The organism is Ktedonobacterales bacterium (genome assembly GCA_036557285.1).
In the GTDB taxonomy this organism is placed as follows: domain Bacteria; phylum Chloroflexota; class Ktedonobacteria; order Ktedonobacterales; family DATBGS01; genus DATBHW01.
Genome location: DATBHW010000052.1, coordinates 37,326 through 49,584 on the forward strand (window position 1 = coordinate 37,326; position 12,259 = coordinate 49,584).

The 12,259-nt window shown below is 60.9% G+C and carries 9 protein-coding genes; 2 read left to right on the forward strand and 7 right to left on the reverse strand.

The genetic code is table 11. The features are described from left to right. The first annotated feature begins 137 nt into the window (after nucleotides 1–137). Nucleotides 138–3,404: an efflux RND transporter permease subunit gene (locus VH599_15305; protein ID HEY7349682.1), complete on the forward strand. Its 3,267-nt coding sequence runs from the start codon at nucleotides 138–140 to the stop codon at nucleotides 3,402–3,404. 172 nt (nucleotides 3,405–3,576) lie between these two features. On the opposite strand, the gene VH599_15310 is transcribed toward VH599_15305, so the two are convergent. Next, nucleotides 3,577–3,789 (reverse strand): hypothetical protein, encoded by a 213-nt coding sequence (locus VH599_15310; GenBank protein HEY7349683.1) that lies wholly within the window; start codon nucleotides 3,787–3,789, stop codon nucleotides 3,577–3,579. 47 nt (nucleotides 3,790–3,836) lie between these two features. Beyond that, on the reverse strand, nucleotides 3,837–4,901 hold the full coding sequence (locus tag VH599_15315) for a hypothetical protein (protein ID HEY7349684.1): 1,065 nt from the start codon (nucleotides 4,899–4,901) through the stop codon (nucleotides 3,837–3,839). A gap of 182 nt (nucleotides 4,902–5,083) precedes the next feature. Between VH599_15315 and nfi the strand changes: the two genes are divergently transcribed. Next, on the forward strand, nucleotides 5,084–5,866 hold the full coding sequence (nfi, locus tag VH599_15320) for a deoxyribonuclease V (GenBank protein HEY7349685.1): 783 nt from the start codon (nucleotides 5,084–5,086) through the stop codon (nucleotides 5,864–5,866). Between the two features lie 172 nt (nucleotides 5,867–6,038). Here the strand turns inward: nfi and rpe are convergent, their stop codons facing one another. The 5 genes from rpe to priA all read right to left on the reverse strand — a co-directional run bounded on the left by rpe (nucleotide 6,039) and on the right by priA (nucleotide 11,978). Further along, complete coding sequence (rpe, locus tag VH599_15325; GenBank protein ID HEY7349686.1) at nucleotides 6,039–6,695, reverse strand: ribulose-phosphate 3-epimerase; 657 nt, start codon at nucleotides 6,693–6,695, stop codon at nucleotides 6,039–6,041. 12 nt (nucleotides 6,696–6,707) lie between these two features. After that, nucleotides 6,708–7,400: a tryptophan 2,3-dioxygenase family protein gene (locus VH599_15330; GenBank protein ID HEY7349687.1), complete on the reverse strand. Its 693-nt coding sequence runs from the start codon at nucleotides 7,398–7,400 to the stop codon at nucleotides 6,708–6,710. A 16-nt stretch (nucleotides 7,401–7,416) separates the two neighbouring features. After that, entirely contained in the window at nucleotides 7,417–8,670 is a 1,254-nt protein-coding gene (locus VH599_15335) for a transposase (protein HEY7349688.1), read from the reverse strand. Further along, nucleotides 8,633–9,253 (reverse strand): IS607 family transposase, encoded by a 621-nt coding sequence (locus VH599_15340; protein ID HEY7349689.1) that lies wholly within the window; start codon nucleotides 9,251–9,253, stop codon nucleotides 8,633–8,635. Before VH599_15340 ends, VH599_15335 begins: the two co-directional genes overlap by 38 nt. Before the next feature lie 166 nt (nucleotides 9,254–9,419). Then, nucleotides 9,420–11,978, reverse strand: coding sequence for a primosomal protein N' (gene priA / locus VH599_15345; GenBank protein ID HEY7349690.1), 2,559 nt, complete (start codon nucleotides 11,976–11,978; stop codon nucleotides 9,420–9,422). Nucleotides 11,979–12,259 lie beyond the last annotated feature (281 nt).

Below are 12,259 nucleotides of genomic sequence, written 5' to 3' on the forward strand. Positions count from 1 at the left end.
GGATTGACGCTCTGGTCTATCCTTGCCCTCACCCGGTATAATAGTTAAGCGTATAAACTATCTAGACGCTAAAGCTTTCCCCTGGCCGGTCCTCGCCTTCGCCAGCGGCATCGCATACACCAAGGAGTTATCGCAGCATGTTCTCTTTCTTAACCCGGCTTGCTGTGCGCAAATCGAGCGTTACGCTGCTGCTGGTGGTTGGCATCCTGCTCTTTGGCGGGTTTGCCACTACGCAGCTTCAGCAAGAACTGCTCCCCAGCGTTGATTTCCCGGTTGTCACCGTGCTGACCAGTTATCCGGGGGCAGAACCGCAGACGGTGGCCGATACCGTCTCGGCGCAGGTGGAGCAGGCCGTAAGCGACTTGCCAGGGCTGCAAACGGTGCAATCAACTTCGATTAACGGCGAGTCCATTGTGCTTGCCACGTTTGACTTCGGGACCGACATGAAGGCCACCCAGCAAACCATCAGCAGCAACCTGCAAGGGATCGCTCTGCCCAGCGGAGCTTCGCTCCCGCAGGTCGAGACCTTCAACCTCCAGTCGCAGCCCATCCTCCAGTTGAGCCTCTCTTCCAACACAGAGACGCCCGCGCAGCTCGCCCAAATTGCGCGCACACAGATTATTCCGGCGCTCAAGACGGTTGCGGGCGTCTCGAATATTGATTTGTTGGGCGGCGGCTCGCGGCAGCTGCTGATTACGCTCGATCCGGCAAAGCTGGCCGCCAAAGGCATCTCCGTTCAGCAAATCGTGGCGCTGCTTCAGCAGAACAGCCTGACCGTTCCCGGCGGCACAGTGGACAGCCAGGGCTTCAGCGTGCCAGTTGTCACCAATCACCAGTTCCAATCGGTGCAAGACCTCTGCGGGCTGGTTGTGGGCGGCAGCGCCGCAGGCAAGAGCGTGAAAGGGAGCGCCACAGGTACGAATCCGACGGCGCTGTGCCAGCCAATTGCCCATCAATCCGGCCTGGTCTTGCTTGAGGATGTTGCTGCCGTTCAGCAGAGCGACAACACTACCGACGGCATCTCGCGCACCAACGGCATACCCAGCATCGGCATCAACATCACCAAGGCGCAAAACGCCAACACCGTGACCGTCGCCACTGCCGTCAACAGCAAGCTGGATGACCTGAAAGCGAAGCTGCCCAAAGGCGTGAATATCGTTACCCTTCAGGACCAATCCACCTTCATTACGCAATCAATCAATGGCCTGGTGCGCGAAGGTTTGCTGGGCGCTGGCTTCGCTGTTCTGGTGATCTTCTTCTTTCTGCTCAACATCCGCAGCACGCTGGTAACGGCCATCTCCATCCCCTGCTCGCTGCTGGTAGCGTTTATTATCCTCTACGCGGCCAACATCAGCCTGAACGTCCTGACGCTGGGCGGGCTGGCAATCGCTATCGGGCGCGTGGTGGATGACGCCATTGTCGTGCTGGAGAATATCTATCGCCATGTTCAGGCGGGCGAGTCGGTGCGCCGCGCGGCGATAACAGCCACGCGCGAGGTAGGTACGGCCATTACCTCCTCCACCGCGACGACGCTGGCCGTTTTCCTGCCGCTGGCCTTTATCGGCGGGATCGTCGGCGAGTTCTTCCGGCCCTTTGCGCTGGCCGTCGTGGCCGCGCTGGCCGCCTCGCTGCTCGTTGCCCTGACGATCATTCCGGCGCTGGCAAAATACTTTGTGCGCCCCAGCCGCACAGCATCCCAGGCGCTGCGGCGCGGCCAGACGCTCGAAGAAGAGACTACCTGGCTTCAGCGCATCTACACGCCGGTGCTGCGCTGGACGCTGAGCCATCGCGCCATCACGCTCATCGTGGCTATCGTCCTCTTCGCGGCCAGCGTCGCCAGCGTGAGCAGGATTCCCACCAGCTTCTTGAACCAGGGGTCACAGAAGATCATCAGCATCACCGTGTCGCCGCCAGCGGGATCAGACCTCCAGGCGGTGTCTGATGAAGCATCCAAAGTGGAAACCATTTTGCATCAGGACAGCAGGGTGAGCCGCTATCAGACGACCATCGGCGGCGGCGGTTCGCTCAACGCCCTGCGCTCGGTGGTGCTGGGCGGAGGCAGCAGCAACAGCGCCTCGATTCTGGTGATTCTTCAGAATACTGCCGATCTGGAAGCGACCACCACAGAACTGCGCGACAAAATCTCCGCGCCGGACATCGCGGGCAAGTTCTTCATCACAGTACAGACCTTCAGCGCCTCCAACAGCCAGTTCCAGGTGACGCTCAGCAGCGACGACCAGCAGGCGCTCGTCAGCGCGGCGCAGCAAGTCTTTTCGGTGGTGCAAAAAGAGGCGGATACCGCCAACCCCACCAGCGACGCCTCGGCGGTGGCGCCAACCCTCTCTATCACCGTTGATCCCAGCCGGGCCGCGCTCTATGGGTTGACTACCGCCCAGGTGGGCCAGCAGATTCGCGCAGACCTGGCAGGCCAGACGGCTATCCAGATTTCGACCAGTGATTTTAATAACGGCCAGCCGACCAATGTCGTCGTCCAGATGGACACCGCCGACCTGGCAACCCCGCAGGGCGTCAACAATCTACCCATCTTTTACGGCGCGGGCGGGCGCTCCGGCGTGGTGCCGCTTGGGCAGATCGCTACGGTCAGCATCCAGCAAAGCCAGGTAAAGGTGACACGCATCGGCGGCCAGCCTGCGGTCACGATCAGCGCCGACATCACCAGCCAGAACACGGGTACTGTCTCCACTGATCTTCAGCAGAAGATTGACGCGCTGCATCTGCCCGCCAGCGTCACCGTCAGTTATGGCGGCATCACTTCCCAGCTAACCACCGGATTCAGCGGCTTGCTGCTGGCGATGCTGGCCGCCATTATCCTGGTCTACGTGCTGATGGTGATTACCTTTGGGTCACTGCTCGACCCGTTCATCCTGCTGTTCTCGCTGCCGCTGGCGGCGATTGGCGCGTTTCCGGCGCTGCTCGTCACGGGGCGCACGATCAGCATCTCTTCACTGATCGGCCTGCTGATGCTGGTGGGCATCGTCGTCACCAACGCTATTGTCTTTCTGGATATGGTCAAGCAGCGCGAGAAACACGGGCTGTCCACCCGCGAGGCGCTGCTGGAAGGCGGACGCATCCGCGTGCGGCCTATCCTGATGACGGCCATTGCTACGATCCTGGCAACCGCGCCATTGGCGCTGGGCAGCAACGATGGCTCGGTGATCTCCGCCGAACTGGGGACGGTGGTGATCGGCGGCCTGCTGAGTTCAACGCTGCTGACCCTGGTGGTCATTCCGGTGCTGTATAGCCTGGCAAGCGGTATGAAGCGCCGCCTGGGTTTCCGCCCGCCGCACCTGGAAGTTGAGGAGGAAGATACCGCCGCCCTGCCCGTCATCGTCGCGGCTCCAACCGGCGAGGAACCGGAAACCGAAGCCGCCGGAACACGGTAATATTCTGCTATCGTGTACCAGAGAAGCGCCAGGCAAGCACGTTGTTGCCTGGCGCTTGCGTCTTCGCGGCGCCTTCCTCTTCACGTTTCTTCTCGTCGCTCACCCAATTTTTCCCAGGAAATGGGGCTTCGTCCGGCGCGCACCGTTTCCACCACCTCTTCCTCAGATGGGTTCATGTCTCCTCCGCCGGGTAATACTCCTGCACTGGCGGATCAAAGCTCCACGCCACCGCTTCGGCTGCCGTCTGGATGGTGAGCGGCACGCGCAGCAGATACCGCCGCTCGGTGGAGGCATCCTGCACCTGGACACAGTGGACCACCCCCTGCGGGTCATCCTCCGGCAAGGGCGCCTCGTAGAGTGTCCCGCGTGGGCTGCTGTCCAGCACGACGCCACCCAACTCCCCCACAAAGCGAAACGATTTACAGCAATGCTCTACTCATTGGCAAATCTTTTATCGAGCCAGGGAGCTGGAGAGGCTTTGGCGTGGCTCCAGAGTACGCGTTCATCAAGGCGACGCGTCAGACGGTATGCAACCGGTCGCCATCCCTGACGCATCCACATGCGGGAGGAGAGCAGATTGGTGGCACGCCAGTCGGTGAAGCAGAAAGCGTAGCCAGTGGCATAGTCATCAGCCAGGCCGTGGGCTGTCAGGATGCGACCTATACCCTGTCCCTGCTCCTCTTCTCGCGTCGCGGCAAACCCCAGGAAGCTGCATTTTTCTGGGAGCACCATGTTGCCGATGCCACGCGGCGGTTGAGCAGGCAAGTAGACCTGAATGCTGACGAGTTGCCCATTGCGCAGGGCGAGCCATATCTTCCATTCTGGATTTTCAAGCTGTTCCAGCGTCTCCTGCCGGGCCTCTTCTCTATCATAGGGCATGACTAGTGAGTAGACGGGTGAGCGAGATTGATGGAATGAGATCACCTCATCCAGCTGCGAAGAGATGTCCAGGTCGGCAGGACTGGCACGGCGAATCTCCAGCGTCGGATCGGTGGGAACAGCAAACGAGGAGGCTGGCGCCGTTTCACGCAGGCCATAGACCTGCTCTTTGCCAAAGCTGAGATTAAACCAGGCATCGCTAGCAGCCTGATCTGAGGCAGGGATATTGGTAACGTGGTAGAGGCATCCCAGGGCAACCCAGGTCGGGGAGAGAGCTGCGTAGAGATCGCGGTAGAGTTCCGCGCTAGAGGAGCGATCAAGAGCATGGCCGGCATATTCAACCCAGACGCTGCGGCCCCACATCTCATTCATCTTCGGCACCCCAATCAGGTAGCCGACCATTTTTCCGTCCTGCCGGGCCACAACACCGCCTGCGCTCATACCGTTGACAGTTGACGCTTTCCAGGTTTGTTCAAGCTCAAGACGAGCCTCTGAGGGACGGCTAAAACGCTCAGGGAGAGCAGGTTCGTGAACACGGTCGCCCTGGTGGCGGCGCGCCAGCAATTCAGAAGCCTCTTCAATATCAGCCTCGCTAAATGGGGTAATCTTTGTATGCATGAGGCATACTCCTTTCTGTGAATGATGGGTATAGTATAACGTATTTGCTGGGGTTACATACACTCAGTTTCAGGTATTTGCACTAGAGAAGAGGAAGCAACCTGCCCTCTTGAAAGGCATGATAGCATGTGCGAAAGACGAAAACAAAGGGATGAGCCGATGAACATGAGGGGAACAGATGCATGGAAAAGATATGGGTCAGAGAGATGGTCGTGAGGAGCTTCGAGCCAACGAACTATTTTTGGTCAGACACGAATTTTAAACTGACAAACACCAGGAACGTCTCACCAGAGGAAGCCATTGCCATTCAGGAGCGGCTGCGCCCGCTCGTTCAGCAGACTAATAGCATCGCGCTCGATCAGATTCGGACGGTGGCGGGCATTGACGTCTCCTACCAGGATGTGGGGCAGGCGGCCATTGTGGTGTTTTCGTTCCCCGATTTAGAGATCATCGATCAGGCGACAGCCACGCGGGAGAGCGTCTTTCCCTACGTGCCAGGCTTGCTCTCGTTCCGCGAAGGGCCGGTGGTGCTGGATGCGATGGCGAAGCTCAAGCAGCAGCCCGATCTCCTCATCTTCGATGGGCAGGGCTACGCGCATCCCCGGCGCTTCGGCCTGGCCTGTCACCTGGGCCTCTACCTGGACCGGCCCAGCATCGGCTGCGCCAAAACGCGCTTGATCGGCGCGTATCAGCAGCCTGGCCCCAACAAAGGCGATTGCGCGCCTCTGGTGGACCAGGGCGAAACGATTGGCATGGTTGTGCGCACCAGAGCCAACACCAACCCGCTCTTTGTCTCCGTCGGCCACAAGATCGATCTGCCAACGGCGGTTGAGGCGGTGCTGCGCTGTGTGCGCGGCTACCGCCTGCCGGAGACGACGCGCGCCGCCGATCACCTGGCGGGCAGCGACCAGCCGCCTGGAAGGCGGCGCTACAAGTGGCGTTCCCATCCTATGGAGCGGCTTTAGAGCGCCTGACACAACCTCCGCACGAGCAGGGGCGGGGTTGTAGCGCCGTCCTTCCAGGCGGCTGGGGTGGGGCCAACCGTCGGTTTTGTGAGGCATTCTTAGCACTGGCCGCCAGATGATCGGCGCGTTACCGGTGAACGCTGTTGAGGCGTTCTCAGGGATTTTCAACCCTCTATTTCAGGCTATCGCGGAGGCGCTGGATGGCCTGAGCAACGGACTCGTGGTTGTTATAGACGGCGGAGCCTGCCACCAGCGCGTTTGCGCCCGCCGCCACCACCAGCGGCGCGGTCTCGGCATGAATGCCGCCATCCACCTCCAGGTCACAGCCGGGGCGCGCGGCATCAATCATCGCGCGCAGCCGACGCAGTTTGGAGAGAACGCGGGGGATAAAATCCTGGCCGCCAAAGCCAGGATTGACGGTCATCGCCAGCGCGAGATCGAGATCGGGCAGAATCTCTTCCAGCGTTTCGGCAGGCGTGGCCGGATTGATCGCCACGCCCGCGCCCTTGCCCAACTGCTTGATATGCTGGACGGTGCGGTGCAGATGCGGCGAAACCTCCTGATGGACGATGATAATATCTGCGCCCGCTCTGGCAAAATCCTCCACGTAACGCTCCGGCTCGACAATCATCAGGTGCGCTTCCAGCGGCAGGCTGGTGCAGCGCCGCACCGCCTCGACAATCAGCGGCCCGACAGTGATATTGGGGACAAAGCGGCCATCCATCACATCAATCTGAATGCGGTCAGCGCCGCCCGCCTCTGCCTCGCGCACCTGTTCGCCCAGCCGAGCAAAATCCGCCGAGAGGATCGAGGGAACAATTACAGCCATATGCTCTATCCTTTATCTATCGCTGGCACGCTGGAGCAGCGTGTCCCTGACCTCCCAGAGTTCAGGGTAAAACCGATCTTTCAGGGTACGCGCCAACACATCCATTGGCGTGCCGCCAGTGCCGACAGCGCCAGGGCCAATCGTGCGTTCAACCAGTCGGTAGTGCTGCACGCGGAACAACTGGAAATATTCATCGTAATCGAGCAAGCCCTCCGCCACCGCAAAGAGGCCCGCGTGGCGCGCCCGCTGGATATAGAGGTCGGCCAGGCTCACGCCCGCGCGCTCCAGCGCCTGGGTGAAAGCGCCCCAGAGGGGCGGCGAGAGGCGCAGCAGCGCGCGAAAGCCCGGTGAGTCCATACCGCTGCCATGCCCTAACCCCGAACGGATGGTCAGGAAGTCCCAGGGCGTCATCGTTTCCAGCATCGCCAGCACATGCAGCAGCAGGCGCTCGATCTGCGCTGCGCGGCGCAAGAGGCGCGCCGCCTCAAGATAATCGCCCGACTGAAGCAGCCGCCGGACAGCGCCAAGCTCGTGCGCGGTCTCTTTCCACCAGAGTTCAAACGTCTGATGCACCACCTGGAACTGAAGCTCGTCGTGGTGGCTCATCTGCTCCGGGTGTTTCTGAAGATTCAGCAGTTCTTCGGTGCGCAGATAGGTTTCATATTCGGAAAGCTGTTTGGCCGTATCATGGGCTGCTCTTGACATGCCATACCTCTGCCTTTCAAAACGTGTTCAAACGTGTTGATTCTTGCACTTGAGCCACTTGGGCGGCCCCCGTGACCGCTACGCCGCCTGGCTCGCCTGCAACACACCGCACGGCGTCAGCCGTGTGTGGCCCTAGCCGGGCAAGAGACCGCTGGAGGATATTGACCGCGCTGTTCTCGTCACGATCCATGACCAGCCCGCAGGTCTCACAGCGATACGTGCGCTTGTAGAGCGGCATGTCTTGCTTCGCCCCACAGCCGCTACAGGTCTTGCTTGTATCGCGTTCGTCTAACTCAACCAGTTCTTTCCCAGCCAGGACACATTTGTACTGAAGCATGTGTACAAAGCCATACAGGCCCCAATCGTTGAAGATGGCCCGATGCTTGAGGCGCTGCTTTGCTTCGTGTTCTTTCGTGACCATCTGCCGCTGGGAAAGATCACCAATCACCACAGTTCTTTCAACCAGTCGGTGAGCGATGAGATGGGACGCCTTATGCAGAGAGTCGCGCTGCTTGTTGCGCTTCTTTTCCGAGATACGCTGGTAGACCTGGGATAAGTGGATAGAGCGACGGGACTTCTTTTTGCAGCGGTCTCGCCTGGAGCGAATCTTATCAAGCTGCTGGTTGTACCACTGGTGGCCCTTGAAGCCGCCGATGTGGTAGAAGCGCCCTTGCTCGTTCACGCCTGTTGCCAGGGTCTTGATGCCTAAATCGAAGGCGGCCACTTGCCCCGGTTGCTGGCCCGCTTCCTGGACCGGATAGACAAAAGAAGCGTAGTAGTGGCCCCTGGCATCACGGCTAATCGCCACTTCCCGGTAGCCTGCTGGTGAGGGTTCGGTCAGTCCTGCAACAATCGTTGGACAGGGCTTGTCCTTCTTGCCGCGCCCGCCTCCAGTAGGTAGCAGCACTGTATTACCCACTACCTTGATGTACATGGCTGGATAGCAGAGGGTAAAGAACGTATGGCGAGGGCGCACGCGGGGGAAACCAGGCGTCTCGCCATTGGCGACCCGCTTGAAAAAGGCTTGCATCGCCTTATCCAGCCGGAAATAGACCTCTGCCAGCAGTTTGCCATACACCTGATCGATTTCTGGGTCGTACTTCCGGCTTTCAGCTAGCGTCTTCTTGGCATCCAGGCAACGCCAGCGTTCTCCAGCGCGCAAGCGCATCACCCACCAGTTGTACAGCCCGCGACATTTGCCCTGCATGAACTCCAAGGCAGCGGCATCCTCGTCACTCACCTGGAGGCGGACTTTTTTGCAGAGCAGCATCACGAATCACCTTCTTGTACGAACGTAGTCCATGCAGCCGGGCGCTGAATACATGGACAATCGAGAGCAGGTCTTGCACCAGTTCTTGCTCTGGCGAGAGCGTATCGCCGTTCACAATGATCAGGTCCGTCCCGTGTCGCTCACAGAACGCCGCAAACCATTCAAACCCAAAGCGGACCAACCTATCCTTGTGCGCGATGATGAGCCGCTGCACGCGCCCTAGTTCAATCTCTTCCATGAGACGGTGAAACTGCTTGCGCTGGTAGTTGAGACCGCTGCCCACTTCCTCTACCCACTCGTCTACCTTGAAGCCCTGCCGCCCACAAAAGTCTTTGAGCGCGGCCACCTGATTCTGCAAATCCGGCTTTTGGCTCTGACTCGATACCCGCGCATAGGCGATAGTGCTACCTGCTCCCTTCGCTTTCAGCCCGCGATACTCCAGGTATTGATCGTGGGTATAGTAGCGCCGCCCGGTAAGGGTCCGGTGTGCTTTGAGGATGCCTGCCCGGTCCCACTTTTGCAGGGTCTTGACCCCACGCCCCGTAAGCTGGGCAAATTGTCCAATCGAATATGTGTTCTCCATATACACATGATAGCATAGAAGACCACATTATTGCAAGCTATCTCAACCCTCCTTCTCCGGCCCAGGCTTCATCGGCTGGGCCAACATCGTTGTTGGGGATCACGCAGATAGTATAGCACTCGCGGCGCCTGCAAGAAACAGGCTAGCTGGCAGCCAGCGCGCCCGGCTAAAGCGTACTCATCGGGTCAATGTTCACCGACCAGCCGCGCGGCAGTTCTTCCGGCGCTACTTCGCGCAGGAGCGGGCGCAGGTCCGGGCTGCGCACAATGATCTGCCAGCGATAGCGTTCGCGCAGGCGCTCCATAAACGCAGGCGCGGGACCAACCAGATCGGTATCGCGCAGGTCAAGCGCCGTGACCAATTGGGTCAGCGTATTATACAGGGCTGTTGCCTCTACCTGGCAGGTGTACCGATCTTCGTGGCTGTAGGTAAACTTGACAAAGCGCCGGAAGGGAGGATACCCGTATTGGCGGCGCGCCGAAATCTCTGCCTCGTAAAACTCGCGGTAGTTCTGCTCGGCAGCGGCCTGGATGCAGAAATGCTGGGGGGTAAACGTCTGAAAGATCACCTGCCCTGGCGTCTTGCCGCGCCCGGCGCGCCCGGCCACCTGTGTCAGCAGTTGAAACGCCCGCTCGGCGGCGCGATAGTCGGGCAGATAGAGGGCGGTATCGGCAGAGATCACGCCCACCAGCGTCACCGCCGGAAAATCCAGCCCCTTCGCAATCATCTGCGTGCCAATCAGAATATCCGCCTGATGATTGGCAAAGGCATCCAGCAGCCGCTCGTGGCCGTGTCGCCCGCGCGCTGTATCGTTGTCCCAGCGCAGCAGGCGGGCGCGCGGGAAGAGTCGCCCCACGACATCCTCGACGCGCTCGGTGCCGTGACCGTAATAGCGGATGTCGCTGCTCAGGCAGACCGGGCAGGCGCGCGGTGGCGGCTCCTGGCGAAAGCAGTAGTGGCAGAGCAACGCATGTTCGGCAGCGTGATAGGTCAGGGGAATATCGCAGCGCGGGCAGCAGACGACATAGCCGCACCCGCGACAGAGGACATAGCTTGCCATGCCCCGGCGATTGAGAAAGAGGATCGCCTGCTGCCCGGCGGCCAGCGCCTCAGAAATTGCGCCTGCCAGCGCCCGGCTCAGCACATTCGTATGCCCGGCGCGCAATTCGGCGCGCAGATCAACAATCGTGACTGTCGGCAGGCCAGAGATGACGCCATCGGCTTGCGCCACGCGCGTGGGCAGTTCCAGCAATGCGTAGCGCCCGCTCTGCGCCGCGTAATACGATTCGCTGGAGGGCGTGGCGCTGCCCAGCACCACCGATGCGCCGGTCAGGCGGCTCAATGCCAGCGCCACCTCGCGGGCGTGATAGGTGGGGATGCGATCTTCTTGCTTATAGGCTGCCTCATGTTCTTCATCAATTACGATCAGCCCAGGATTGGCGAGCGGCGCAAAGACAGCGGAGCGCGAGCCAACGACCACATCAACTTGTCCGGCGCGAATCCGCCGCCATTGGTCGTAGCGTTCGCTGTGGGTCAGGCCGCTGTGCAGCACTGCCACGCGCCCAGGAAAGCGCCCGGCAAAGCGGGCCATGGCCTGGGGCGTCAGCGCAATTTCAGGGACCAGCACCATGCCGCGCTGCCCACGCGCAATGACCGCCGCCAGCGCCTGCAAATAGACTTCGGTTTTGCCGCTGCCGGTCACGCCATGCAGCAGAAAGACCGACGCATCTTTCGCCGCCACGATGCGCTCAACCGCCTGCCGCTGAGCAGCGGTCAGCGGCAAAGGCGCGCTGGGCGCGGCAGGCCGATCTTCCAACGGGTTGCGCGCCACCTCGGCATCCTCAATCGCCAGCAAACCCAGGCGTTGCAGCGCGTCGAACGTCGCCTGGGTCGCTTTCGTGACCTTGCGCACTTCGGTCAGTGTCCAGTGTTTCGCCGGAGCGCCCGTCGCGGGGGTTCTGGATGAGGTAGCCAGCAGCAAGCCGATGACGGCAAGCTGCTTGCGAACGCTGAGCGCCCGCTGCGGGGAAAGCGTATCAAGCTGCCGCCGGGTCTCTTCGCACCAGCGGGCCGCCTCGTCATAGGAGGCAGCCAGGCGCACAATACGCGCGCGCTGGGTGCGCAGATGCGCCGGAACGAGGTCCACCAGCCGATGTTCCAGCAGTTCGGCAATCGCGGTTCCAGCGCGCGCGGTCCCCAGCATCTGGCGCACCTTCGCCTCATCCACGATCCCTTTTTCGCGCACGAAATCAATCAGCGCCCGCGAGGTTTCTCCGGCCAGATGGTTCTCGGCAGCCCCTGCCTCGCTTTCCGCCGCGCTGCGCGCCGGCGCCAGACGCATCCCAGCGCCCAGACGCGGCGGCAGCATCAGCAAGACCGAGGTAGCCAGCGAAGCGCAGTAATAATCGGCGACCCATTCCGCCAGCGCCTGCTGATGCGGCAGCAAGACCGGCGCGGCATCCAGCAGCTTGCTTATATCGCGCAGGGCCGCAGGCTGCTCCTCAGTTTCCGGCTGGTCAGACGCCTCCGCAGCCGCTGGATCGCCAGGTTCACCCTCCGCAACGCTCCAGACAATACCCTGGGTAAGCCGCGAGCCAAACCGAACGGCTACCAGATGGCCCGGCTGTACCAGCGCGGCCAGCGAGGGGGGGACGCGATAGGTGAAGACAGAGCGGCGATTGCGTCTACTCCAGGCGCCGTCGGGTACTAAAACCTCAGCAATCATCAGAGCAGGTGGCTCCTCTTTCCTCGGCTCCGCGACGCCAACCGTCGCCGTCACACTGCACCAGGAATTGGACGCTGAAAGCGCCTCATTCGATGATACTCCAAAGCCTGCTCATGCGTCAACGCAGCGCCTGTGAGAGGGGTTCCACCAACAATGCGGTATTAGCAAGCGAGATATGATACTTGTAGCGCCGCCGTCTCGGCGGCCAACCGTCCACCGGAGCGAACGCGCGCGTTGCGGGGCAACGTCCATGCTGGCGCAGCGTTGAGCCGCCGAGACGG